Genomic DNA, 25,182 nt, shown 5'->3' on the forward strand with positions numbered 1-25,182 from the left:
CCGGCAGCACGCAGAAGCCTCCCGCCCCCTGAGCTCGTTGAAAGGGGCGGGAGGCTTTGGTGTGCTCAAGGACGGGATGCTTCGGGGGTACCAGACCCGAGCCCGCGAGACCCGGTGCCCGGCACCCTGCACTCCTCAGAGCGGCGGGCGATATCCGCTGGCGTGTACTCCGCGCGCGGATTGAAGCCCAGCTGCTGCCGTGCCGCCGCGAACATCAAATGCCGCAGGTGCGAGGCCCGCCCCGCCCGCAGCACGCGGGTGCGCAGCAGATACGCGTCGGTGTAGGCCACGCGCGGCGCCCAGATGGGGGAGCGGCGACGGTTGGAGATCCCCGCCGTCAGGTGCAGAAACGCCTGCGCGGTGCCGATAGCGGAAGCCGCATCGACGCCGATCGAGATTGACGGCAGCGGGGCCGGTGCCGCGTCGTCAGATCCCATCACAGCCTGCAACGATCGCAGATCGGTGTAGCCCGGAATGTAAGGCAGGCAACGACTGAGATCGACACCGGCCTCAGCGATCTCATCGAGCGGAGCGTCAGAGCTGAAACCCATGAAACGCTCGAAGGTCCACGACGAACGCGGTGCGAACGAGGTCACCTGCGCGGCGAAGCCCACGTTCATCACCAGCAGATCGGGAATGCCCTGCGCCCGCGCCCGCCGAGCAATGAGAGAGCCGATCTCAGGCTTCGTGAGCTCCGATTCATCAAGCACCAGCGAGGCGCCGCGCATGAACGCCTCGACGTTGTCAGGGGTGACGCCGTCGAAGAACACCTCAACCTCGGCGTCCGGGTTGATGTCGAGCACCCGATCACGGAACACCTCCGCCTTGCGCCGCCCGAACGTCGACGTGCTCGCACCCTCCACCCGGTTGACGTTCTCGGGCTCGAACACCTCGGGATCCGCAATGCTGAACCGCGAAACCCCCATGCGCGCAAGCTTCAAACCCAACTGGAAACCGTCGCCACCGACCCCCGCGATCGCAACGCTCGCCGACATGAGCGCCTGCTGTTCCGGCTCGCTCCAGAACCCGTAGTTGCGCGAGAACTCGGGTGACGAGATACGACGCGCCATCAGGCTGCCCGATCTCGGGAAGCGCCGACGACGCGACCGAAGAAGGTCATGTCTGGTTCCGCCTGCCGATAGCGATCGACAAAATCGCCATTGCGGGCATTCGCCAACACAGTGGATGCGGCAATGTCGATCTCGATGGGCATGTTGTAGTCGAGGTAGTGCTCGACATACCTCGCCTCACCGATGGACTCGATGGAGATGATGCCCCGCAGATGACGCTCAAGCCACGGCTCGATAATCGCGAAGGTGCGACCGAGCTCGTGGTTCGCCACGTAGGCGAGCATCATCGTGAACAGATGCCACTGCACCAGGTCTTGCATTGCTGCAGACTCGTGGCGCGCGATCACGCGAGACACCTCGACACTGTGCGCGGCGAGCGCCTCGTCGGCGAAGGAATCCGGACAGAACTCCTCGACGGGAAGCGCCAGGACATCGCCCCGCACAATGAGCCGCGAGACGCCCAGCACGCGCACCCCGGAACGGTGATTCTCGAACACACCGAACGTCACCGAGCGGGCGTCGTCAGCATCGCGATCAGTGCCATCCTCGTGCAGATCGCTGACATCGAGCTGGCCGGTCTGGTCGACGTAGACGCGCCTGCGCAAATCGAAGTGCGCCCGATATTCCGCCTCGAGCCCCGGCACCGCCACACCATCGACGGCAATGATGCCGCACGCGAGCCGCGCAGCGGAGTCAGCGGCGAACAAGCCCGACGCGACGACGGGAATCACCTCATGATTCGTAATGTCGCGATCAATGCGAGACAACTGAGCTGACCCCCTGCGTGCTGTAAATCCCCTGCAACATACCGTCCACGCTTCCCCCGCACTCCGAGCGCGCACGGCTCGGTCGAACCTCTATTCTGCACCAGGAAGGCCTCTCACCGGAGAACTGCCACTCCGAAAAACCCGAGATCGTCGCCCGCATTGGTACGATGAGGGAAATTGACAGCCAAGGAGAGGACGCTGCCGTGTCCGAGGACGAAACGCATTCGACGGGTGGCCTGTACGACCCGTCGGGAAACGACGATGTACGCGCCCGCATGCTGCTGAGCGCAACCCAGTACGTCGATACCGTCGGTCTGTCGTTAGGAGTCAGCGGGCCGCTCATCGAGCGGATCGCGGCGAATGCCGGCATCACTCCCAAGCAGTTCTCGCGAGTGTGGCCCAGCCACGACGCTTTCCTCGCGGATCTCTTCTGCGATCTGGCCAATCAGGCGCGGATCGACCGCGCCGACAGCCAAACCCTGCTCTCCACCTGGCAGTACCTCAGCATGCGCGTCGACGAGCTGCGGTCGAGCATCGGCAGGCGACGGGTGCTCATCGACATCATCCGCACCGCCGCGCAGTACAACTTCGAGGTGGTGACAGCCTCGAACAAGTGGCGCACCTACGCTGCGCTCTCCACAACGATCGAATCGTGGGCCGACCCCGCAGCCGGAGCCCGGATCACCGACGCGCTGCGAGCGAGCGAAATCGCCTTCGTTGAGACGATGGAGAGCTTCTACCGCAACGTGCTGCCGACTGTTGGCTACCGGCTGAAACCCGAGTTCCACGGCGATCTGCAGCCGTTCGTTGTGGCGGCGGCCTCCGTCATCGAGGGCCTTGGGATCGTGCGCGCCACCGTGCCTGCCCTTGTTGAAGCCCACTTCGACTTCCCCGTTGACGGAGAATCAGAACCCGAGGAGTGGTCGGTTGCATCGCTCGCCTTCGTGGGCGTGGTCGATGCCTTCATCGAACCCGATCCTGATTTTCAGGCAGACGAAGCAATCGCCCGGCTCAGCGGCGGCGTCGACCTCGCGGCCGGCTCTGATTCCGACGACGGATACTGAACCTTCCGGCTGCCTGCTCTGCGGGCCGGAAGCGCAGTGCTGCGGCTCGTCGAACCGCAGTGCTGCGGCTCAGGGAGCCGCGGTGACCAACCGAATGCTCAGCGGTCGAAGAGCGCGCGCGTGCCTGAGCCGCGCAGGCGGCTCATCGTCTGCGCGAACGAGAGCGGCCTGCCGAAGTAATACCCCTGCACACTGCGCACGCCGAGGCTGGTGAGCACATCGGCCATCTCGCGCGTCTCCACGCCCTCGACGATGACCGTATAGCCAAGGCGGTCCCCGAACCCCTGCAGCGCCTTCACAACCTCGCGCTGACGCGCATCTCCCAGATCGTCGATGAGGCTCTTATCGACCTTGAGGATGTTCATCGGAAAGTGCACGAGCGCGCCCACAGACGAGGCATCGGAGCCGTAATCGTCGAGGGCGAGCAACACGCCGTCCTGCTGCAGTGCCTCCGCGTCGCGGCGCAGCTCGTCGGTGACACCGTGCAGCGAGCGCTCGTTGAGTTCGATGCAGAGGGAGACGTCGGGGTGCGTGCGGGCCGCCTCGCGCACGAACGAGCCGAGCTCCGAGTCGGTGATCTGACCGACCTCGAGGTTGACCGTCATGCACTCGATTCCGGGCTCGAGCCGATGGAACTCGTCGGCCGCGTCGAGCGCTTTGCTGATGACCTGCTTGGTGAGCTCATTCATGAGGCCCAGGCTTTTCGCGCGGGCCACGAGCGAGGGCGGGGAGATGGGGCCGAGCTCGGGATCAACGTAGCGCACGAGAGCTTCGAAGGCCCAGATCTCGCCCCGCTCCAGGCTGACGATCGGTTGGAAAGCGACGAGCAGCCGGTCTTCGCGGATCGCCCGCGCGACGATGTCGTTGGTGCGGGAAGCACGATGGGAGGAGACGCTGACCCCGCTACCGGTGGCCGCGCCGCCGCGCCGCCGCGAACGTTTGACGTGCAGCATGGCGCGATCGGCGACTTCGACGAGGGCCTGGGGGTCGAGTTCGCGATGCCCAGAAAACGCGAGGCCTGCGCTGAGGGTGGGGCGAAGCTGATGGCCCTCGATGAAGACCGCCTGGCTGGCGGTCTCGACAATGCGGTCGGCTGAGGCCTTCGCCTGGTCGAGTGAGTCGAGATCGGAGAAGATGATCACGAACTCGTCGCCGCCGACACGGGAGACGAAGTCTCCGCCGCCGGACGCCTCGAGCAGGCGCTGGGCGACGGTCTTCAACAACTCGTCGCCAATGCGGTGGCCGTGGGCGTCATTGAGCTTCTTGAAGTTGTCGAGATCGACGAAGAGCAGAGCGATGCCCGCATGGTACGAGCGGTTTTCGTTGGCTTCGATGAGCGCTTTCTGGAAGGCGCCGTAGTTGGGTAGGCCTGTCAGATCGTCAGTGTTCGCGCGGCGCTCGAGATCTTCGACTTCGTGCTGCGCGCGTGTCGTCTCGCTGGCAACGTGGGCGAGCGTGGTGAGTGCGCGCTCGTCTTCGCGTTCGAAGGGCACCCCGCCGGTCTTGCGGGAGGCGACGAGGTATTCGTTGCGTGCGGCGTCGAGTCGCACCGGGGCGCCGATCTCGTGACGCTCGGGTGGTGCCTCTCGTAGTTCGACGTGCTTCGCCTGCACGATGGTTTGGGTGCGGCTGAGCAATGCGGGGGCCAGGCCGCCCTGCGCGGTGATGCGCGGCAGCTCCACGGCGGCGTTGACGAGGGCGCTGAGACGGCGTTCGATGTGCGAGAAGCGACTGTGCTGCGCGAACATGTAGAAGACCGATGCTGCGAGCAGCACCACGAGCGGGGTGAGATCTGCTCGCGGGTCTTGTTCGAGCCAGGGGATCAGTTGGGTGTCGGCGTAGTCCATTGCCGTTGAGGTGGCCCCGACGATGAGAACGACAAGGGTGAGCTTGAGAGGGTCGATGGCCGACAGGCCGAGGTCGCGGTCGGACTCGGTGTTGCTCCACTGCCGCAAGAACTCGCCCATCAAAAAGAGTGCGTAGTAGGCCGAGGTCGCTGCCAGGTAGCTCAGTGGCACCCAGACACCGAGGTTCGCAAGCCAGCTCTGGGTGAGCACAAATGCCAGCGCGCTCACCGCACCCAGCCCTGTCAGGTAGAGGGCATGCCTCACGTTGCGGTGCAGGAAGGTCTGCGAGATCAGCAGCCCGAGCGCCCAGACGGCGACGTTGAACAGCGGGAAGCCCGGCATTGGGGGAATGGCGATCATCACGATCGCGATGCCAACGAGCGGGAAGCCGGGGCGGCGCCCCACCTGCAGCTGCAGTGAGCCGCAGATCATCACTCCTACGATGACGGTGATGACGAGCGTCCAGGATTCCGGCGTGGAGCGCGTCAGCTCGGCCAGGCCGAACCCGATGACACCGAGAGCCAGCAGGGCGAATGGTGCTGCGAAGAGGGTGCCCCGCTTCGTCGTGTCCAAAGGCCTGAGCACGGTCCCTCCTCTGAGTCTCCGCGGATTGTGCGCAGTCATCGAGGCGCGGTGCGTTGCGGTTTCGCAAGGTCAATCATGGCATGTGTCAGGCCCGCACCGGTGGCTTTCTGCGAGGTGCGCGAGGTGTGTCCCCGCTGCTGCCTGTGATCGCGGGCGAATCGACGGTTGCTGCTGTGGGTGGGCACGCCGTTGTTTCGGCGCGCCGCGTCTGGAACTGAGTGTCAGTCAGCGCTGTTCTCGGCGGATTGCACGAGCCCGTCGATGAGTGTCGAGTAGGTGGCGCTCGCGGTTTGGGCGAGTGCTTCGGATGCTGCCTTGTCAGGGCCGGGAGCGGGTGTCATGACGGCGCTACGGAAGTAGGCGAGCTCTTGGATGGACTCGGCGATGTCGGCGAGTGCGCGGTGCCCGCCACGTTTCTCGGGCGCGCCGAAGTAGGCGGCCGGATACCAGCGGCGGCTCAGTTCTTTGATGGTGGAGACGTCGATGCTGCGGTAGTGCAGTCGCGCGTCGAGCTTCGGGAGGTACTTGGAGATGAAGCGGCGATCCATGCCGATCGTGTTGCCTGCGACGAGGGGGCGGCGCCCGGGGGTGACGAGCTTGCTGAGGTAGTCGAGCACCTGCTGTTCGGCCTCTTCGAGGGAGGCACCGTGTTCGATGCGGGGGAGCAGGCCCGACTCGGTGTGCATCTTGCGCACGAAGTCATTCATCTGCGCGAGTGCCTCCGCGCCCGGATTGATGACGATCTCGAAGCCGGGGTCGAGGGGAGTGAGGTCGAAGTCGGTGACGATGACGGCGATCTCGCAGAGGCCGTCGCGGTCTACGTCGAGACCCGTCATCTCGCAATCGATCCAGACGATCTGATCTGCTGGGGCGTTCGACACTGTCGTTCCTCGTTCCCGTTGCTTGCTGCTCTGTATGGTCGGGATCGCGGATCCCGCACCTCGAACCGCCTCAGTCTAGCGCCGGTGCTGAAGGCTCGCCTCTACACTGGTGCGCATGGCAGTTCTTCCTATTGTGATCTCCGGTGAGCCGGTTCTCCACCGTCCGGCGGTGCCCGTGACTGAATTCGATTCTGCGCTGCGCACCCTCGTCGACGACATGTTCGAGACGACGGTTGCCGCTCCCGGTGTGGGTCTTGCGGCCCCCCAGGTGGGTGTGGGGCAGCGGGTGTTCGTGTGGATGTATGAGGATCAGGATGAAGCGCCGGCAGAGGGTGTCGCGATCAACCCTGAGCTGTGGATTGCGCCGCTCGAGCCCGGCCTTCCCGATGAGGATGAGGTTGAAGGCTGCCTTTCTTTCCCAGGTGAGCGCTTCGCGCTGCGCCGCTCGCCCCGCGCGCTGCTGCGCGCTCAAGACATCGACGGGAAGCCCTTCGAAGTGCAGGCGAGCGGCTGGTTCGCGCGTATTTTGCAGCACGAGTTCGACCACCTGAATGGCTTGCTCTACGTGGACCGCCTAGTGCACCCCGAGAACCGTGGTGCGCAGAAGGCGCAGCGCAAGAACGGCTGGGGTAGGCCAGGGCTGAGCTGGTTGCCCGGCGTCGACGATCTCGAGGGCTGAGCCCCGCAGCTGTGTGTGCAGAGCCGCAACAGGCTCCTGATGGGTGCGCCCTGCGGGCCGCGTCAGCGGGCCGGATCCGCCAAGCTCAGGCTGCGTGAGTCAGGGATCAGCGACCAGATGATGGAAGCCGCTGCGAGCAGTGCGGCCGTGATTCCGAACGCCCAGCCGAAGCCTGCGAAGTCGACAACGGCCCCGGCGATAGCGGGGCCGAGCACGCCGCCGAGGTCGCTCATCATGGAGTAGCCTGCGACAACCTGGCCCCCACGACGCTGCGAGAGCACATCGGCGAGCACCGCCTGTTGGCCGGGGTTGACGAGTGCGGATCCCGCTCCGGCGACGAACATCACGGCCGCGGTGGTCCAGATGCCGGGGCTTGCCGGTACGGCCGCGTAGGTGATGGCGAGCACCGCCATGCCCGCGATGAGCACCGGTTTGCGGCCGAGGGAGTCGTTCCAGCGGCCCGAGGGGAAGATGAGGATGGCGTTGCCGGCGGCGTAAGCGGCGAGCACCCAGGCGGCGACCGTGGCGTCGCCGCTGAAGGCGACCGCGACGAAGATCGGCAGCACCGAGACGCGCACACCGTAGGAGGCCCAGCCGAAGGTGAACACCGACAGCAGCAGTGCGCGATACTGCGGCACGCGCAGGGCTTCGCGCAGTCGCACCGTTGCCGGGGGCTCGGCATTGGTGCCGCTGAGCGGTGCGGGGGCGCCCGCGGCCTGCGAGCGTCGCAGCGCGATGGCCACGACTGTGGCCGCGGCGACGAGGGTGACGAAGTAGAACACGAAGGGGGCGCGCAGACCGAACGTTGCGACGATGCCGCCGAAGACGGGGCCGAGTAGGCCGCCCAGCAGGAATCCGGCGGCGTTGAGGCTTGCGACGCGGCCGCGGGCATCGGGCGGGCTAACTTTGACGAGCAGCGCCGTTGCGGCGACCGTGAACATTGTCGAGCCGATGCCGCCCAGGCCGCGCAGCACGACGAACTGGGTGTAGTCGGCTGCGAATGCGGCGGCGCCAGTGGAGAGTGCGACGATGAGGATGCCTGTGGTGTAGCTGCGCCGTTCGCCGAATCGCCCCACCACCCAACCGGCCAGGGGTGCTGAGAGCAGTCGCATGAGCGCGAAGGCGCTGACGATCACAGAGGCTGCGAAGGCCGACACGCCGAATTCGAGGGCGAACTGGGGGATCGCTGGTGCCACCACTCCATAGCCGAGCGCGACTGTGAAGCCGCCGGCGACAAGGGCCCAGACCTCGAAGGGGAGGCGGGGCCTGGTGGTTGCGCGCACTCGTCGATCTTAGCTGGCGCTCGGATTGAGGGGTGGTGCAGCGAGCTACTTAGTGTTACGTTGCAGCAGTACCGAGTAACGCTAGGTAGCAAGGAGCGATGCGATGGCAAAACACATGACCGAGATGCTCAAGGGAGTCTTGGAAGGCATGGTGCTCGCCATCATCGCCGAGCATCCCAGTTACGGCTACGAAATCCGGTCGCGGCTCCAAGAACTAGGCTTCGCCGACATCGCTGAGGGCACCATTTACGCGCTGCTGGTGCGCGTCGAACAACGCGGCCTCGTTGACGTCGTCAAGACCCCCTCCGAGAAAGGGCCGCCCCGCAAGGTCTACTCCGTGAACACGGCAGGCCGCGGCTACCTCGAGGAGTTCTGGCAGTCCTGGCAGTTCCTCACCGAGCGAATCACCACACTTCACGAAGGAGTATCACCATGAGCAACATCCTCGACACGATCCTCGGCGATCTCGGCGATAAGCGCCGCTGGCGCGAATGCCAGGTCCGCATCAAAGCCCTCCCCGCCGGCCACCGCGCAGCCGCGCAGGCAGTCGAACGCTACCTCAGCTATTTCGGTGCCATCTCGAAGGGCGACGTCCTGGTGCAGATGACCGAAGACCTCACCGAACTCTTCGAGCGCGCCGCATCCGACGGCACCCCGGTGCGCGCCATCGTCGGAGACGACCCTGTCGACTTCGCCGAAACCTTCCTCGCGAACTACGCCGACGGTCAGTGGATCTCCAAGGAGCGCCGCCGTCTCACCGCAGCAATCGACGCCCTCGACGGTGGGAAGCAAGGAGCCTGAAGCGGAACCATTCACCCGAGATGCTTGTGCTACTCACCGCGAGATCCGCTCTCATCGTGAGGATCGCAAGGCGGTCGCTACTGCTTGGGCAGCGAACCGATCACCTCGCCGCTCTCGTCCTTGATCTGCAACTTGCCATCGACCACTGCGCCGGTGTTGAGAGCTTGCAACCAGGTGTCGACGCCCTCGCAGGCCATGAGCGTGCTCGCGACCTGGCCGAAGTCGATCGTGTCGCCGTCGAAGGTAGCAGTGCCGCCCAGACGGTTGCAGCCGTCGGTGCCTGAGAAGGAGCCGTTCTGCTCGATCGTGAGGGAAGGTGCCGAGCCGTCGCCCTCGTCGCCCCAGGTGCCGACGAAGGCGTTCGAGCTGCTGCCGGAGCAGCCGGCGGTCGAGAGAGCGAGGACCGCGGCGGCCCCGAAGAGCGCGGTAGTGAGAAGGGTGCGCGAGCGTTGCATGACGGGGATCCTTTCGGAGGGATGGATGGGGGAGGAGGAAGCCGGGGCCCGGGTGCGCGGCAGATGGCGGATCGGCGCGGTCACTCGGCAGATCCCACGGCGTCGGCGGGAATCTCATCGGGCCGATACTTCGGCAGCCGCGACGCAGGCAGCGCCGCGAGCGCGCTGATACCCGCGAGCAGCAGGAAACCGAGTTTCAGCGTGCGCAGCCGCTGCTCCTCGTTGAGCGCGACGGCCGCCTCAACCTGCGCAGGGTCAGCGGTCGTGTCTTCGAGCACCGCCCGCAGATCGTCATTGCTGATGAAATTCGCACTGTCGAGATCCACCTGGGCGGCGAGCTCCGGCGGCAGATCAGGGTGCTCAGCGACGGCGCTGCCGATCCCGAGCCCCAAAGTGGTGACCAGCACCGCACCCATAACCGCGGTCCCCACGGCCGAGGCCAGGTTTTGCGTGGTGCCGCGGATCGACCCCACATCGCCAGCCAAGCGCTTCGGTGCGGCTGTGACCAGTACGTTGAACACCAGCGTCACCAGGGCGCCCTGCCCGATGCCGAACACGATCAGACCGATGATCGTGGGCAGCGTCTCCCAGTTGTTCGTGACCACGAAGGCCAACCACACGAGCGCCGCCGTGGTGAGCGCGAACGCGAAGAGGGCGATCGTGCGCGGTGCGTAGCGCTTGTAGAAGCGCACGATCAGTGTCGCCGTGACGAACACTGTCAGGTTGAACGGCATCATCGCGAGCGAGGTGTCGAACGGGGTGCGGCCCTGCACGACCTGGATGTAGGTGGGCACCGTGAAGTTCACGGCGGCCTCCATCGAGACAATGATGAACATGGCGTAGACGGCAGCACGCTCAGTCGGCTCCTTGAGCACGCTCAGGTCGACGAGCGGCACCTCACCGCGCGCCATGCGCCGATTGGTCCACAGGAAGAAGCATTGCCCCAGCACCAGGCCGAGCACCACGAACACGGGTGCGGGGGAGAGGCCGAGAATACCGAAGGGAGCTCCCGGCTCGGCGAACAGGATGCCCCAGCCGTTCAGGTTGTTGAATCCGAGCGTGAGCAGCACGATCCCGGCGCCGATCAGCGCCGAAGCGACGAGGTCGATCTTGACAGCAGGGTTGCCACGATCCGACCGCAGCCGGAAGCTGAAGAGGAAGACGAGCGCGGCAAGGCCAAGGGTGATCCCGAACACGGGCCGCCACCCCACCAGCGTGCCGAGCGTGCCGCCGATGAGGAAGGCGCTGACACCCGAGAAAGCGCGAGCGGATCCGAGCGATCCGACAGCGGTGGCCTGCTGATCGCCGTGGTAGTTCTCCGCGATGAGCGCCACCAGGGCCGGCACGATAATCGCAGCTGAGGCGCCCGCCAGCACCTGGCCGGCGATGGCCCAGCCGATCGAGGGCGACAGGATCATCATCAGTGAAGAACCCGCGAACACCACGATCACCACGCGGAAGATGAGCACCCAGCCCACACGCTGACCCAGTTTGGCACCCGTCATCACGAGCGCCGCCACCGCGATGCCGTACACCACGATCGTGGTGCTCGCAGCGGTTGGCGGCACACCGAAATCTTCGACCATGCCGCCCAAGGAGATGGGAAGCGCGGCCACGTTGAATGACATCAGGACCTGTGCGAGAAACAGGCCCACCATCGGCGCCCAAGAGCTTCGTTCGGCCCGCTCCGGTGCGCTGCGAGCGGAAGTCGACTGCTCAGACATGCGATGCCTCCAGTTCGGAAGCGCCTCGGTGGATCGAGGCGAAGAGGTTGAGGCCGAGGGCGCGCGAGAGGTAGGCGCAGGCCCGCTGGCCCCGGATGCTGTTGCCGGCCGGGTCTAGGAGGGGCGAGTAGGTGCCTACGGCGCCCTTGCCGGGCGCGACGGCCACGATACCGCCGGACACCCCCGACTTCGCAGGCAGACCGATCTCGAACAGCCACTCGCCCGAGCGCTCGTACATGCCGCATGAGGCGAGCACTGTGAGCGTGTCGCGGCACACCTCGGCCGAGACCACTTGCTCCCCGGTCGCGGGGTTGACCCCGCCTGCGGCGAGCGTCGCGCCCATCACCGCCAAATCGTGCGCCGTCACCGACAGTGCGCACTGCCTGGTGTAAACGTCTACGGTCTCAAGCGGGTCGGGGTCGAGCCGACCGTAGCTCTGCAGCAGTCTGCCGATGGCACGGTTGCGATGGTTGGTCTCTGCCTCGGAGCGGTAGACGGTATTATCGAGTTCGAGCTCACGGCCGGCGAAGCGCGACAGGCCTCCGCGTACCAGCTCCCAACGCTCCTCTGCAGATGCCGCCGGCACCAACGCGGTCGTCGCAATCGCGCCCGCGTTGACCATCGGGTTCATGGGGCTGCCGCCGTTCAGCTCGATCGCCATCACGGAGTTGAACGCGAGACCGGTGTTGTTCACGCCGACACGATCATGCACCGCCTCATGTCCGAGCTCTTCGCACACCAGCGCGAACACGAACGCCTTCGAGATCGACTGAATCGAGAAGGTGTCTCCGACACCGCCGACCTCATGTGAGGTGCCTTCGATGTCGACCACCGACAGCCCGAAGCGCGCCGGGTCGGCGGCGCCGAGCACCGGAATGTAATCGGCGACCTCGCCCTCGTCGAGCCCGGCATAGCGTGCGTGCGCTTCGGCTACGAGCTCGGCGACGTGCGACCGTGGCGGCAAGGCCCCTGTGAGCGCTCGCTGCTCGACATCCACCGCATCGTGCTCGAACATGCGACCTCCGCTCAGTGGGGCATCTGAGGTCAACACTAGAGCCTGCAATGTGCGGCACCAACACATTTTTGGGGGACTGGTGCCGTGAGCAATGCTCGAAGCTGCGCAGGTCAGTCCTGGAACGAACCCCTTGCAGGGAGGCGGCATAGTACGCTGGTGTGGTTGCCCTCGTAGCTCAGTGGATAGAGCAGCGGCCTTCTAATCCGCCGGTCGGGAGTTCGAATCTCTCCGGGGGCACCATCCATCTTGCTCGCTTGACACGTGGGGCGGCCTCCGCAGCGTCTGGTGGGTTTCATCGCCGCACAGTGGGTTCTGACGAAAGCTGCCCTGGAGGTGCGCTGGAGCAGTGAATGGACGAGCCTTCGGGGTGCACAGCAGCTCAACGTTTCACCCACCACATAGTGTCTCTTCGCACGAGCATCCGAATCTCGCGGCGTCTGTAGCAGAATGAGTCCTATGGCCAGCACCTTCACGATCGTCACCGAGTGCCCGAGCGATGCTGCCTCGATGTTCGATATCTCGCTGGACATCGACACGCACGTGAGATCAATGGCTCGGTCGCGCGAGATCGCAGTCGGCGGCGTCACTACTGGCCGGATCGGCCTCGGCGAGACCGTCACGTGGCGCGCCCGGCACTTTGGTATCTGGTTCACGATGACCTCGAAGATCACCGAGCTCGACCGTCCCCATCGCTTCATTGATGAACAGGTGAGTGGGCCGTTCGCAATGTTTGTCCACGAGCATCTCTTCGAGGACACGCTCGACGGCTGCCGGATGACCGACACCATCACGATCGCGTCTCCAATTTTTGGGGCGGCCGCAGAACGACTCGTGCTGGTTCCGTACATGCAGCGCCTCATCCGGCAACGAAACAAACTGCTGTTGAGCGCAGTCGGCCGATAACGATCGCGTCCTCGAAGATGCGGCCGAGCGGGCGGTCGAGTGCCGACGCGATCGACAGCGCGAAGGGATTCGCGCCCCTCGCCGTCGATGTGGTCGCTGAAGACAGCGCTACAGGGTGTGAGGCTCTGCTGAGTCTCACACCCCGTAACCATTCGGTCGCTGCTACTGCAGGTGCAGCTTACGGCGACGCATCAACAGGTATCCTCCTGCTGCCAGAGTGGCCAGACCCATCAGGGCGAGCCCTGCGATACCAGAACTGCCGGTAGTGGGCAGGCCCGGCAGAGGTGCGGCAGGCACCTTGGCCGTCGAAGGTGGCCCCTCGACGATGCCGCCACCCGGCGGGACACCTTCGACGGTCGCGGTGTTTTCGAGCGTGCCATGCTCAAGATCCGCGGCCGTGACCGAGTATGTCGCCGTGAAAACGGCCTTCTCGCCCGGGGCCAAGTTCACAGACTCAGGCGTGATAGCGCCAAGCCGACCGGTGCCAGAGAATGCAACCTCTACGGGATGCACATCAGTCATCGTCACGTTGCCCACGTTCTCAACCACGAAGGAATAGGTGACGAGCTGCCCCACGTGAGTGATCTTCTGCACATCGGCAGTCTTCACGATCGTGAGATCCGGCATTGCAGGGGTGGGAATTTCCACCTCTGCAGGAGGCGAATCGACAGGCGGGCCAATCGGGGGAACGCCCGTCGCGGTTGCCGTGTTTCTGACTGATCCTGAGTCGATGTCAGCCTGGGTCAGAACATACGTGGAGGTAAACGTTGCCTGTTCTGTCGGTGCGAGCGTGACGGCGTCCGGGGTGATAGGGCCGAGCTCGCCCGAGCCGGTGAAGTCGCCCTCAACCGGAGTCACATCCGTCAGCGTGACGTTTCCGGTGTTCGTGACCACAAAGGTGTACGTGATCTCCTGACCGACGAGGAATCGTTCGATGTCGGACGGTGTCGCCGACTTCACAATCGACAGTCCCGGGTTCGGCGTCGACGGAACAGTGACCTCCGACGGTGGTGTCGGCGGGAGTTCGCTTCCTTCCGGCGGCGTGCCAGTTGCCGATGCGGCATTGGTAATACCACCGGCATCAATATCGGCCTGGGTAACGGTGTATGTCGCCGTGAACGTGGTGTCCTCGCCTGGGGCCAGTGTTGCCGTCTCTGGCTCGAAAGCACTGAGTTCGCCGGTGCCCGAGAACTCGACTTCGACGGGAGCAACATCAGTGAGGGTGACGTTTCCGACGTTGGCGACGAGGAACGAGTAGGTGACGATTTCGCCCGCGGTGGTGATCTCCGACTTGTCAGCCGACTTCACTATCGACAGCCCCGATTCTGCAGGAGTTGGAATGGTGACCTCGGACGGCGGCGTGTCGACCGGAGGGCCCGACGGGGGCACGCCTGTCGCGGTGGCGGAGTTATACACAGAGCCTGAATCAACATCGGCTTGCGTTAGCGTGTACTCCGCCGTAAACGTCGCCTTTTGACCAGGAGTGAGCGTTACCGGGCCTGGGGTGATCGGGCCGAGTTCACCCGAGCCAGTGAAGTCGCCCTCCACCGGGGTCACATCCGTGAGCGTCAGGTTGCCGGTGTTGGTGACGAGGAATGAATACGTCACCTTCTGTCCGGCTGTGAACGATGCGGTATCGGTGATATCCGCGCTTTTCACAATCGTGAGCTCCGGATCTTGGAGTGCGGGAATCTCCACTTCAAACGGAGGCGAATTAACAGGGGGCCCAGTGGGGGGCGTCCCGGTCGCAATCGCGGCATTCGTAATCGCACCTCTATCGACATCATCCTGCGTCACCGTATATTCGGCGGTGAACGTGGCGCGCTCACCGGGAATCAGACGATCAACGGTTTCCGGTGTGAAGCCGGAAAGCGTGCCCGACCCGGAGAACTCGGTTTCAGAAGGGGCCACGTCCGTCAGCGTGACGTTGCCGGTATTCTCCACCAAGAACTTGTAGGTAATGGTGTCGCCAAGGCTTACTTGTGCGGTGTTGGCAGACTTCACCAGAGAGATGCTGGGGTTGGGAGATACGGGGATCTCATACTCTGACGGCGGCGCCTCAGTGGGAGGCCCGTTCGGGGGATTTCCCGTGGCAGTGGCCGTGTTGTCAACTCGTCCAGAATCAACGTCTTGCTGGGTCAGCGTGTAGTCAGCGGTGAACAGCTGCTGAGCACCAGGCTCAAGCGTCACCGGTCCGGGAGAGAAGGCTCCGAGCTCTCCTGTTCCCGTGAAAGCCTCCTCCGAAGGGGTGACTTCTGTGAGCGTGGTGTTTCCCGTATTGGTCACCAGGAATGAGTACTCGATTTGCTGCCCGACAGTGAACGAATCTGAGTCCGACGGGGTCGCCGACTTCACGATCGTCAGATCAGGCGCCGCCGGTGCCGCAATGGTGACTTCAGATGGTGGTGATTCAACTGGAGTGTTCTTCGGGCCGGTGCCCGTCGCGATCGCAACGTTGTTCAGGGTTCCCGCATTGATGTCATCCTGGGTGACGATGTAGCGGGAAGTGAACGTCTGGGTTTCTCCGGGGTCGAGGTTCACCGGGCCAGGGCTGAAGGGACTCATCTTCCCGGTGCCTGTGAAGCTCGTCTCTTGCGGAGTCACTTCGTCGAGCGGTACGTTTCCGGTGTTGGTCACGGCAAACGAATACGTTACAACCTGGCCGGCTGCGCTGATTTGCTGCACATTCGACGTCTTGACGATGTCCAGGGCAGGGGTCGGTGCATCTGGCAAGGTCACCAAGATCGTCCACTGATCGGCTGTCTCGATTGCCGCGTTGACGCCTCGGTTGCCCTTCAAGCTCAAATTGAAGGTGATCTCGGTGAGATCCGATCCCGCCACCTGCAGGCTGCCGCAACCCGCGGTGCCGTTCGCTCCTGCGGGCGTCGCATCGCATACGGTGTTGGGTCGGGAAGACGTGGTCTGGAACTTTCTTCCGCCATTCACGACCTGGAGGTTCGTGGCGTTCCCCGCCACTGACATCGTTGCGCCTGCTGGGACCGACGAAAGCACCCCTGCCGCGCCGTAGCGATTTTCCCCTTGGAAGGCGCCGAGGCCGGCAATGTGAACGACCGGATTGTCGACCGGTGAACTGAACGCTATCTTCACCGTGCCGCGATTCGCGCACTCGAAGTTGCCGACTGCGGTGCCGCAAGAAGCGGGTTCGGTTTGGATTTGCGCTGTTGCGGTGCCTGCGGGAATGGTCTGAGAGTACATTCCAGCATTGCTGTTCTTCGTAGGGAACGCGGCGGTGTCTGGTGAACTCTTGACAGTCCCTCCCGACAACGTATAGGTCGCTACAACGTTTGGAGCCCCTGGCTGGGTGAAGGTCTGCGTGTAGCCGCCACTGGTAGCAGTGACCCCGGCCACACGAACAGCTTGAGCTGCCAACGGAGCCTGGATGGGTACCGCCATGAACCCCACCACCGCGGCGACGAGGAGTATGCGCCCTATTCGCCGTGGACGGGTGCCTGATGATCGACGAAACAAATTTCCCCCCCTTGGAATAGGGTGATCACTCGCGCTTCCCACAGCGCTCCCAACTTCGACAGTTGCAGTGCTCACCTCTAAAGCTGGATGGTAACCAACTTGATATCGAAGGTAAAGGGCTACAGGCGTAAATAAAATATCTTCAGGAGCGCTTGGGTGCACCTTGCGCGGAAGGGTGGCAAGAACACCTGATCAAGTCGTAAAAAAGAGCGCCATTATTGGGGCTTTGGGTGCGTGTTGGTTATGTGCTCCAGCGCAAGGGGCTTGAAATCTGACTCTGAAATGCGATACCGGCGTGATCGGCTGAGTGGTCGGCTTTTGCGGATCAGCCCCGCTGTTTCGCGGCGGCCTTTGCTGCACGCTTCGACTCGCGCACCTTGAGCAGTGTTTCGGGGGAGGTGATGTCGGCCACGCTGCGATACGAGCCCTCCTCGCCGTAGGAGCCGGCGGCCTCACGCCAGCCCTCGCCCGCGAAGCCGCACTGCTTGCCGAGCAGTGCGAGGAAGATCCGCGCCTTCTGATCACCGAAACCGGGCAGGGCCTTGAGTCGCTTCAGCACCGTCGCACCGTCGGGGTCGCCGTCGGTCCAGATGGCGGAGGCGTCGCCGCCCCACTCGTCGATGACGGTGCGGCACAGCGTCTGCACGCGATCCGCCATGGAGCCGGGGAAGCGATGCACCGCGGGTGTCTGCTTGAACGCTGCCGCGAAGTCGTCGGGGTCGCAGCCCGCGATCGTTGCGGCATCGACCGCGCCGATCCGCTGCTCGATCTTGAGCGGCCCCGAGAACGCCACCTCCATCGCCACCTGCTGGTCGAGCAGCATGCCGATCAGCAGCGCGAGGGGGTTGTCGGTCAGCAGCCTGTCGGCCGCGGCATCGTCAGTGAGGTGCAGGCTCATACGGTTCAGTATTGCAGCGGCACCTCAGAACTCAAGTGGGATATCACTGTGGCTCTTCGGCGAAGAGCGGTGCGGCCGTTGCCGGCGGGGTCCCGATCTCGGCAACAGAGTGGCCAGAGCAGGGTGCCTGAGTGACCGTGGCTCGCTCGATGCGGGTGATGAGAAACCACCGCATCGCATCGCGCAGGCGGCACCAGCCGATGAGATACCAGTGCCCGTTCGTGGAGGCGAAGATTACGGGCTCCACCTCCCGCACCGTGCGCTCGCCGCCGCCCGCGGTGTAGCGAATGCGCACCACACGCTGCTCGGTCATCGCTTCCTCCAGCGCCGACCGCACCGCGCGTGTCGCAGGTCGGTCGCTGTCGACCCAGATGCGGCGTGCGAGCTGATCGGCTTTCGCGCGGGTGCGCGGATCGAGCACGTCGATGATCTTGCGCACCCCTGCCGACGCGAGGTCGGCGTAGGGGGCGTCGGCCGCGGCCGACACGGCGGCGAGAAGCGCCACCGCCTGGGCGGGGCTGAGGCTGATCGGTGGCAGGTTTGAGCGCGCGGCGACTCCGTAGCCGCCGCCCGGGCCGGGGCGCGACCAGATTGGCACGCCGCTGTGTTCGAGGGTGTCGAGGTCGCGCTTGATTGTGCGCGTCGACACCTCGAACTCGTGCGCCAGGCGCTCGGCGGTGCATCCTCTTGATCCGCTGCGCCGCAGCATTTCCGTGATCGCGTGGAGTCGTTCAGCGCGCTTCATCTCATCACCTCCGCAAGTTCATCAAATCATGTCAGAAATAGTGACATGCCGCTGTCCAGCGGCGCTGCGAGGATCAATACATGACCACGCACACACAGCAGCCGACCATTATGCTCATCCCCGGCCACTGGCTCGGGGCCTGGGCCTGGGACGAGGTACTGCAGCATCTCAGCCATCTGGGGCACCGAGCGACGGCGCTGACGCTGCCCGGCCTCGACAAGGACGACCCTCACCGCGCCGAACGCACCCTCGACGAACAGGTCGCGGCCATTGAGCAGCTGCTCGAATCTGAGCCCGGGCCCGTCATCGTCGTCGCCCACAGTGGTGCGAACGCGCCGGTCACCCGCGTGCTCGATCAGCACCCCGAACGTATGACGCGTGTGGTGTGGGTCGATAGCGGCCCCGTGACCTCGGGCCTGGCGTTCGCGCCCGACTTCCCAGAGGGAAGCGAAGGTCTGCCCTTGCCGCCCTTCGACGTGCTCGCGCAGCAGGCAAGCCTTGACGGGCTCAGCGCCGAGGCACTCGAACGCTTCCGTGCTCGCGCCGTCGCCGAGCCGGGGCCTGTGCTCCGGCAGACCGTCGAGCTCACCAACCAGGCCCGCTTCGAGGTGCCCACGACATTCGTGTGCTGCTCCATGCAGAGTGCGCAAGTGCGCGAGCTGGCCGAGGCCGGTCACCCGATGTTCGCCGAAGTCTGCAGGTACACCAACACGAGCTTCATTGACCTGCCGACGGGTCACTGGCCGATGTGGAGTCGCCCCGCAGACCTCGCCAAGGTGCTCGCGGCGGATACCGGGGCGGTGTGAGCGGCCCTGCTTGAGCGGTGCTGCGGGTCGTCTGAGGGCCGACCCGCGCCCGTGCCCTGTGCTAGCCGGGGCTCTCACCCCAGGGCGTTGCCGCAGTTGGCGCGAGTAGACTGAACCCGTGAGCTATCGAGAGCTGTACTCCCAGCGTCAGGAGGTCGTCGGCGAAGCACTCGCCGACGACGATTAGCTGAGCCGTCGAGGCCGTGCCCGCGCAACTGCGCTCTGCACGGCCGACATCGTCGACCCCGCACCGCTCTTCGGATTGCGCGCTGCGCGATCCGAGCAAGGATCTCTCATGCAACCCCTCACCGAACCGTTCATCCGTTCTTCGTTCATCAACGCTTCCCGGCGGGAAGTGGCGGAAATGGGCCTCCCCACTCACTTCGACACCCTCACCGAGTCCGCCTGGCGCGACCTCGACTTCTTCGGCTGGCGTGACCCGAAATTTGCCAGGCGCGCCTACGTCGTGCTGCCGCGTCTCGACGCCGAGCCCGTCGGTGTCGCGCTAACGCAGACGGAGGCGATGCCGCGTTCGCGAGCAATGTGCAATTGGTGCCGAGACGTGCGCCTGCCGAACGATGTCGCCTTCTGGAGCGCGAAACGGGTGGGTCCGGCGGGCCGGAAGGGCAGCACCGTCGGCACACTTATCTGCCGCGACTTCGAATGTTCACGCAATGTGCGCAACGACCCGCCGCCGGCGTATGAGGGTTACGACGTCGGGGCTGCCCGGATCCGCCGCATTGAAGATCTGCAGCTGCGAGCCTTCGGCTTCGCAGAAATGCTGATCGCGGGCCGGTAGCAGGCCAGGGGAGTGGGGCGGATCGCGGTGACGCCGATCCGCCCCACCGCATCACTCGAAGCGGTTGACCATCGCGAGGGCGGCCCGCTCGATGTAGTCGCGGAATGCAGCATCGTGCATCGGCGGCAGTTCGGCCTCGTCGAGGGCCGCGTGCATGTGGCGCAGCCAGCGCTCCTTCGCATCGGGAGTGACCGGGAACGGCGCGTGCCGCATCCGCAGTCGCGGGTGCCCACGCTGCTCGGAATAGCTTGTCGGCCCGCCCCAGTACTGCTCCAGGAAGGAGCGCAACCGCCAGATCGCGCCCTCCCAATCAGCGTCGGGGTACATCGGTGCCAGCACCTCGTCTTCGCGCACCCCGTCGTAGAAGCGGCGCACGATCCGCTCGAAGGTGTCGGTGCCACCCACCTGCGCCCACAGCGTGTCGGTCAGGGCCGCCCCGTCAGCTGCGGATCGGAGCGTCAACTGCGGGCGAGGCCGGATCGGCTCGGTCATACGGTGCCTCCCGGATACTTCGGCAGCTCAGCCGCGAGCTGAATGCCCTCTTCGTTGTAGCGGCGAATCAGCGCAGCACGCAGCGCTCGCTTCACCGCCCACTGAGCCTCAGGGCGGGTGCGCACGGCGAGGCGCAGCGTGGCACGGTCACCGAAGGCGCTCTCGACACCCCACACCTCAGGCTCGCCCGAGATCTTGCGGGCCGTTGCAGGATCGTGCATCAGACTCTTCGCGGTTTCGAGCGTCACCCGCTCCACCTTCGCAAGGTCGCTGTCGGCGCGCACCGTGACATCGATCACCGCACGACCCCACCCCTGCGAAGAGTTGCCGAGGGTGAGAATCTCACCGTTGCGCACGAACCACAGCGTGCCGTCCATCGCGCGCACCTGGGTGACGCGAATCCCCACATCCTCCACGGTGCCGCTCACCTCGCCGATCGTGACGATGTCACCTACGCCGAGCTGATCCTCGAACACCATGAAAATGCCGTTCAAGATGTCTTTCACGATGTTCTGCGCACCGAAAGCGAGGCCCGCGCCCACAATGCCTGCCGAAGCGACAAGCGCGCCCACGTTCACCTGCAGTTCGGATAGCACCAGGATCAGCGCGATCACCACAATCACCCAGGTGATGATCGCGCGACCCACCGTGCCGAGGGTGCGGGTGCGCTGCACCGCGCGCGCGTTCACATACGGGGCAGCCTGAATCTCAGACGTCGTATCGACGTCCTGCGCACGCTTCACCCCCTGCACGATACGAGTGACCGTTCGCATGAGCACGCGACGCAGCGCCCAGTTCAACACCACCGCGACGACGATGATGAGGAGGATGCGCAACGGCACCTGATAGGCCGTCACAAAGTCGCCAAAGACGTTGCCCACAACAGCCGGAACGTCTTCGGCGCCTTCAAGCCGGAATCCCGTCATCGGGCCTCCTGGTCGGTGCGCTGCGCGTTCAGCGCGCGCTCCACACCCGAAAGGTGCTCCACGATCATGCGACGCAGCGCGGCAGGTGCGTCAGGGTGCTCGTCGAGCCACGCCCGCGTCGTCGCGGCAAGCTCAGCGCTCGCGAGCGGGGCCGGGTAGAAGCCATCGATCAGCTCCTCGGCGATCGCGTAACTGCGCGACTCCCACACAGGAAGCAGCGCGTCGAAGAAGGGTGCGACGAATGGTTCGAGCAGCGCCAGATCGTGGGCTCGCGTGAAGCCTGCGCCGGTCGCACGCACGATCGCGTTGGGCTTGTCGCTGTCCTCGAACACCGAAGCCCAGGCTCGCTGCTTGTCGGCAGCGCCCGGTAGCGCGGCGCGAGCGTGCGCAGCCGACTGGTTGCCGTTCGCGGTGCGGTCGGTCTCAAGCTGCTGGGCGATCCGATCCTCGTCCACCCGGCCACCCGCCGCGAGCGAGGTGAGCAGCTCCCAGCTGAGATCGGTGTCGATATCGAGGCCGCTGAGCGGGGCGGATCCATCGAGCAGCGACTGCACCCTGTCGAGATCGGAGTCGCTCGCCGCCAGCTGCGCAAAAGCCTTCACGAACTGGAACTGAGCGTCAGAGCCGGGCTCCGCCGTCTCAGCGAGCTCACGCAGCCCCGCAGCGACCCGGGTGAGCGAGGCCTCACGATGCGCGGGATCCACATAGCTCTCAGCAGCGAGGAGCAGCTGACCGAGCACCGTGCGCAGCGTGGTCGAAGCGGTCTCGCGGGCGATATGCGCGAGCACGATGTCGACGAAGCGCGATGCCGGGAACTCGGCGTCGCGAGTCGCGTCCCACAGCGTGCCCCACACGAGCGCGCGGGCCAACGAATCCTCGATGGCACCCAGCTGCGCAGCCGCCGTGTCGAGGGAGCGTGCATCGAGGCGGATCTTCGCGTAGCTGAGATCGTCATCGTTGAGCAGCAGCAGTTCGGGCTGCTCGGCACCTACCAGCTCGGGCACCTCGGTGCGGGCACCGTCAACATCGAGCTCGATGCGGTGCACGCGGCGCAGGGCGCCGTCGACCGTGGAATAGAGGCCCACCGCAATGCGGTGCGGGCGAATCGTGGGGTACTCGGCGATCGCGGTCTGCTCGATCGCGAAGGAGCTGTAGCGGCCGGCCTCGTCGAGCTCGAACACCGGACGCAGCGTGTTCACGCCAGCGGTCTCGAGCCACAGCTTCGACCACTCCGTGAGATCACGGCCGCTCTGCGCTTCAAGCTCGGTCAGCAGATCGGTGAGCTCGGTGTTGGAGTGGTGATGCTTCACGAAGTAGTCGTGCACACCGCGCATGAACGGCTCACGACCCACCCACGCCACCAGCTGCTTCAACACCGAAGCGCCCTTCGCGTAGGTGATGCCGTCGAAGTTTACGAGCACATCTTCAAGATCGCGGATCTCGGCAACGATCGGGTGCGTCGAGGGCAGCTGATCCTGCCGGTACGCCCACGACTTCTCGGAAGCCGCGAAAGTGGTCCAGCAGTCGCTCCACTCCGTCGCCTCCGCCACACCGAGCGTCGACATGTACTCGGCGAACGACTCGTTGAGCCACAGATCGTTCCACCAGCGCATCGTCACCAGATCGCCAAACCACATATGCGCCAGCTCGTGCAGGATCGTCACCACGCGGCGCTCACGCATCGCGTCGGTGACCTGGCTGCGGAACACATACGCCTCGGTGAACGTCACCGCGCCCACGTTCTCCATCGCGCCCATGTTGTATTCGGGCACGAACAGCTGATCGTACTTGTCGAAGGGGTAGGGGTAGTCGAACTGCTCCTCGAAGAACGCGAAGCCCTCACGAGTCTTCTCGAAGATGTAATCGGCATCGAGATGCTCGGCAAGCGACTCACGGCAGAACACGCCGAGGGGGATCGTGCGGCCGTCGCGGCTCGTCAGCTCGCTGCGCACTACCCGGTACGGCCCAGCAACCAGCGCAGTGATATAGCTCGACATCACCGGCGTCGGCTCGAAACTCCAGGTGGCGATCGCCTGCTCAGGCCAGCTCTCGCCCTGCGCGCCCGCCTTCGTGCCCGCCGCAACAGGCTCGGGCGTCGGCTGATTGCTCACCACCTGCCAGCGCGCAGGCGCCGTAACCGTGAACTGGAATGTCGCCTTGAGATCAGGCTGCTCGAACACCGCGAACATGCGGCGCGAATCGGGCACCTCGAACTGCGAGTACAGGTACACCTCGCCGTCGGCGGGATCCTCGAAACGGTGCAGCCCCTCACCAGTGTTCATGTAGCGCTGAGTCGACGCGATCCGCAGCACGTTCTGCTCAGCCAGCTCAGGCAGCTGCACCCGCGAATCCGCGAACACCGCAGCCGGGTCGAGCGAACGGCCGTTCAGCTCGACGCTCTCCACGGAATCAGCGATGAGATCGATGAATGTCGACGCCCCCGCGCGCCCGGTAAAGCGCACCGTCGTCACCGCAGCGAACGTCTCAGCCCCGGTCGTGAGATCAAGGTTGACCTCGTAGCTCTCAGTGGTGACGATGCTGGCGCGCTCGCGTGCTTCGACGCGGGTCAGGTTCTCTCCGGACACAGTGCTCCTTCAGGCGTTGCGGTCGGTGCCGGGGCCGGATCTCACGGAGGATCGGCCCGCACTCTGATGACTATCCCCTCAAGCCTATGCCTGTGTGCTTTGCGAAGGCTCAGGATCGCTGCCGCGCCTTCCGAGCAGCCAGGCCAGGACCGTAGACTGAGCCCATGAGCACTGCCGCACCCACAGTCGAGTTCTGGTTCGATCCGATCTGCCCCTGGTGCTGGATGACCAGCCGCTGGGTCGCCGAAGTTGCCGAAGCGCGCAATTTCGACGTCGCCTGGCACCCCATCAGCCTCGCCATCCTCAACGAGGGCCGCGATGCAGGTGACCACGCCGAAGGCCAGCGCCAAGGACTGCGCATGGGCCGGGTCGTCGAAGCCGCCCGCGCAGCCCACGGGCAACACTTCGTCGGACCGCTCTACACCGAACTCGGCACCCGCATCCACCCCGGCGGACGCAACGACACTGACGCGATCATCGCCGAGTCGCTCGCCGCGCTCCAACTGCCAGCCGCGCTCGCCGCAGCTGCCGACGATGAGCAGCACGACACGCAGCTGCGCAGCAACACCGACCATGCCATGGATATCGCAGGCCCAGACGTGGGCGTGCCGATCATCTCGGTGAACGGCGTCGCGTTCTTCGGCCCGGTGGTCACCCCGTCGCCCACGGGCGAGACCGCACTGCAGCTCTGGGACGGTATCGTCGCGGCTGCAAGCGTGCCGGGCTTCTACGAGCTCAAGCGCGGTCGCACCGCAGGTCCGCAGTTCTGAACCTGCTGAGCCGGGGCGGGCCTGCACGCCTGCTCCGGCTTCGCGCGGGCTCCTCGCCCGCAGCCCGATAGAATCGTTCCCATGCGCATCCACGTTGCCACTGACCACGCCGGACTCGAATTCAGCCAGCAGCTGCAGCAGCATCTGCGCGACCGCGGCTTCGAGGTGATCGACCACGGGCCCGAGGCCTACGACGCGCTTGACGACTACCCCTCGTTCTGCATCAATGCGGCAGTTGGTGTCGCCCGCGATGAGCGTGACGGTGTCGACGCACTCGGTGTGGTGTTCGGCGGATCAGGCAACGGCGAGCAGATGGCCGCGAACAAGGTCGAGGGGATCCGCGCCGCCCTCGTGTGGAACGAGTCGACCGCCCAGCTCGCCCGCGAGCACAACAACGCCAACGTCATCTCCATCGGTGCCCGTCAGCACGACGTCGCGGATGCGATCCGCTTCATCGACCTGTTCATCGACACGCCCTTCACCGGTGATGAGCGTCACGTGCGCCGCATCGGCCAGCTCGGCGAGTACGAGCGCACCGGCACCATCGCCGGCAAGCAGGTCGATCAGATCTGAGCCGCATGCGGGCCGGATCGGTGCG

General features: G+C 65.1%; 23 protein-coding genes and 1 tRNA gene. 10 read left to right on the forward strand and 14 right to left on the reverse strand.

The features are described from left to right. Nucleotides 1–65: 65 nt before the first annotated feature. A complete protein-coding gene (locus WFL22_RS03000) occupies nucleotides 66–1,070 on the reverse strand; it encodes a ThiF family adenylyltransferase (protein ID WP_336991412.1) in 1,005 nt (334 codons plus the stop codon). Continuing rightward, complete coding sequence (locus WFL22_RS03005) at nucleotides 1,070–1,837, reverse strand: hypothetical protein (RefSeq protein WP_336991413.1); 768 nt, start codon at nucleotides 1,835–1,837, stop codon at nucleotides 1,070–1,072. The genes WFL22_RS03000 and WFL22_RS03005 overlap by 1 nt, the downstream gene beginning before the upstream one ends. A gap of 203 nt (nucleotides 1,838–2,040) precedes the next feature. On the opposite strand from WFL22_RS03005, the gene WFL22_RS03010 reads away from it, so the two are divergent. Beyond that, nucleotides 2,041–2,901: a hypothetical protein gene (locus WFL22_RS03010; RefSeq protein WP_336991414.1), complete on the forward strand. Its 861-nt coding sequence runs from the start codon at nucleotides 2,041–2,043 to the stop codon at nucleotides 2,899–2,901. 98 nt (nucleotides 2,902–2,999) lie between these two features. On the opposite strand, the gene WFL22_RS03015 is transcribed toward WFL22_RS03010, so the two are convergent. Both WFL22_RS03015 and orn read right to left on the reverse strand, forming a co-directional pair. Further along, complete coding sequence (locus WFL22_RS03015; protein WP_336991415.1) at nucleotides 3,000–5,333, reverse strand: putative bifunctional diguanylate cyclase/phosphodiesterase; 2,334 nt, start codon at nucleotides 5,331–5,333, stop codon at nucleotides 3,000–3,002. Between the two features lie 221 nt (nucleotides 5,334–5,554). Beyond that, entirely contained in the window at nucleotides 5,555–6,214 is a 660-nt protein-coding gene (orn, locus tag WFL22_RS03020) for an oligoribonuclease (protein WP_336651196.1), read from the reverse strand. 115 nt (nucleotides 6,215–6,329) lie between these two features. Here orn and def point away from each other — a divergent pair, with 115 nt between their 5' ends. Then, complete coding sequence (def, locus tag WFL22_RS03025) at nucleotides 6,330–6,893, forward strand: peptide deformylase (protein ID WP_336991416.1); 564 nt, start codon at nucleotides 6,330–6,332, stop codon at nucleotides 6,891–6,893. A gap of 62 nt (nucleotides 6,894–6,955) precedes the next feature. On the opposite strand, the gene WFL22_RS03030 is transcribed toward def, so the two are convergent. Continuing rightward, nucleotides 6,956–8,176, reverse strand: coding sequence for an MFS transporter (locus WFL22_RS03030; protein ID WP_336991417.1), 1,221 nt, complete (start codon nucleotides 8,174–8,176; stop codon nucleotides 6,956–6,958). 103 nt (nucleotides 8,177–8,279) lie between these two features. Here WFL22_RS03030 and WFL22_RS03035 point away from each other — a divergent pair, with 103 nt between their 5' ends. After that, nucleotides 8,280–8,612 (forward strand): PadR family transcriptional regulator, encoded by a 333-nt coding sequence (locus WFL22_RS03035; protein ID WP_336651193.1) that lies wholly within the window; start codon nucleotides 8,280–8,282, stop codon nucleotides 8,610–8,612. Beyond that, a complete protein-coding gene (locus WFL22_RS03040; protein ID WP_336991418.1) occupies nucleotides 8,609–8,977 on the forward strand; it encodes a DUF1048 domain-containing protein in 369 nt (122 codons plus the stop codon). The genes WFL22_RS03035 and WFL22_RS03040 overlap by 4 nt, the downstream gene beginning before the upstream one ends. Nucleotides 8,978–9,054: 77 nt before the next feature. On the opposite strand, the gene WFL22_RS03045 is transcribed toward WFL22_RS03040, so the two are convergent. The 3 genes from WFL22_RS03045 to glsA form a co-directional block, all read right to left on the reverse strand. Further along, complete coding sequence (locus WFL22_RS03045) at nucleotides 9,055–9,432, reverse strand: META domain-containing protein (protein WP_336991420.1); 378 nt, start codon at nucleotides 9,430–9,432, stop codon at nucleotides 9,055–9,057. 80 nt (nucleotides 9,433–9,512) lie between these two features. Next, nucleotides 9,513–11,156: an MFS transporter gene (locus WFL22_RS03050; protein WP_336991421.1), complete on the reverse strand. Its 1,644-nt coding sequence runs from the start codon at nucleotides 11,154–11,156 to the stop codon at nucleotides 9,513–9,515. Beyond that, entirely contained in the window at nucleotides 11,149–12,171 is a 1,023-nt protein-coding gene (gene glsA / locus WFL22_RS03055) for a glutaminase A (protein ID WP_336991422.1), read from the reverse strand. Before glsA ends, WFL22_RS03050 begins: the two co-directional genes overlap by 8 nt. A gap of 164 nt (nucleotides 12,172–12,335) precedes the next feature. Between glsA and WFL22_RS03060 the strand changes: the two genes are divergently transcribed. Both WFL22_RS03060 and WFL22_RS03065 read left to right on the forward strand, forming a co-directional pair. Beyond that, nucleotides 12,336–12,411: transfer RNA gene (locus tag WFL22_RS03060), tRNA-Arg, on the forward strand. Nucleotides 12,412–12,627: 216 nt separating this feature from the next. Then, nucleotides 12,628–13,074, forward strand: coding sequence for an SRPBCC family protein (locus tag WFL22_RS03065; protein ID WP_336991423.1), 447 nt, complete (start codon nucleotides 12,628–12,630; stop codon nucleotides 13,072–13,074). 162 nt (nucleotides 13,075–13,236) lie between these two features. On the opposite strand, the gene WFL22_RS03070 is transcribed toward WFL22_RS03065, so the two are convergent. The 3 genes from WFL22_RS03070 to WFL22_RS03080 all read right to left on the reverse strand — a co-directional run bounded on the left by WFL22_RS03070 (nucleotide 13,237) and on the right by WFL22_RS03080 (nucleotide 18,206). Beyond that, on the reverse strand, nucleotides 13,237–16,290 hold the full coding sequence (locus WFL22_RS03070; protein WP_336991424.1) for a DUF7507 domain-containing protein: 3,054 nt from the start codon (nucleotides 16,288–16,290) through the stop codon (nucleotides 13,237–13,239). 598 nt (nucleotides 16,291–16,888) lie between these two features. Next, entirely contained in the window at nucleotides 16,889–17,461 is a 573-nt protein-coding gene (locus tag WFL22_RS03075) for an HhH-GPD-type base excision DNA repair protein (RefSeq protein ID WP_336991425.1), read from the reverse strand. 43 nt (nucleotides 17,462–17,504) lie between these two features. After that, entirely contained in the window at nucleotides 17,505–18,206 is a 702-nt protein-coding gene (locus WFL22_RS03080) for a helix-turn-helix transcriptional regulator (RefSeq protein WP_336651186.1), read from the reverse strand. Between the two features lie 80 nt (nucleotides 18,207–18,286). On the opposite strand from WFL22_RS03080, the gene WFL22_RS03085 reads away from it, so the two are divergent. After that, nucleotides 18,287–19,012: an alpha/beta fold hydrolase gene (locus WFL22_RS03085; RefSeq protein ID WP_336991426.1), complete on the forward strand. Its 726-nt coding sequence runs from the start codon at nucleotides 18,287–18,289 to the stop codon at nucleotides 19,010–19,012. A gap of 295 nt (nucleotides 19,013–19,307) precedes the next feature. Continuing rightward, the gene (locus WFL22_RS03090; RefSeq protein WP_336651184.1) at nucleotides 19,308–19,811 is read left to right on the forward strand and encodes an FBP domain-containing protein; all 504 of its coding nucleotides are present in this window, start codon (nucleotides 19,308–19,310) and stop codon (nucleotides 19,809–19,811) included. Nucleotides 19,812–19,862: 51 nt separating this feature from the next. Here the strand turns inward: WFL22_RS03090 and WFL22_RS03095 are convergent, their stop codons facing one another. From WFL22_RS03095 to pepN, 3 genes are read right to left on the reverse strand one after another with little or no spacing between them, the layout of a single operon-like run. Beyond that, on the reverse strand, nucleotides 19,863–20,303 hold the full coding sequence (locus tag WFL22_RS03095) for a globin (RefSeq protein ID WP_336651183.1): 441 nt from the start codon (nucleotides 20,301–20,303) through the stop codon (nucleotides 19,863–19,865). Then, nucleotides 20,300–21,229 (reverse strand): mechanosensitive ion channel family protein, encoded by a 930-nt coding sequence (locus WFL22_RS03100; protein ID WP_336991427.1) that lies wholly within the window; start codon nucleotides 21,227–21,229, stop codon nucleotides 20,300–20,302. The genes WFL22_RS03095 and WFL22_RS03100 overlap by 4 nt, the downstream gene beginning before the upstream one ends. Then, nucleotides 21,226–23,814, reverse strand: coding sequence for an aminopeptidase N (gene pepN, locus WFL22_RS03105; RefSeq protein WP_336991428.1), 2,589 nt, complete (start codon nucleotides 23,812–23,814; stop codon nucleotides 21,226–21,228). The genes WFL22_RS03100 and pepN overlap by 4 nt, the downstream gene beginning before the upstream one ends. A 164-nt stretch (nucleotides 23,815–23,978) precedes the next feature. Between pepN and WFL22_RS03110 the strand changes: the two genes are divergently transcribed. Further along, nucleotides 23,979–24,584 carry a mycothiol-dependent nitroreductase Rv2466c family protein gene (locus WFL22_RS03110; protein ID WP_336651180.1) on the forward strand — a complete coding sequence of 202 codons (606 nt, stop codon included), beginning with the start codon at nucleotides 23,979–23,981 and terminating at the stop codon, nucleotides 24,582–24,584. 81 nt (nucleotides 24,585–24,665) lie between these two features. After that, nucleotides 24,666–25,157: a ribose-5-phosphate isomerase gene (locus tag WFL22_RS03115; RefSeq protein WP_336651179.1), complete on the forward strand. Its 492-nt coding sequence runs from the start codon at nucleotides 24,666–24,668 to the stop codon at nucleotides 25,155–25,157. Nucleotides 25,158–25,182: the final 25 nt, after the last annotated feature.

The organism is Leucobacter sp. VD1 (assembly GCF_037150695.1).
Classification (GTDB): Bacteria; Actinomycetota; Actinomycetes; order Actinomycetales; family Microbacteriaceae; genus Leucobacter.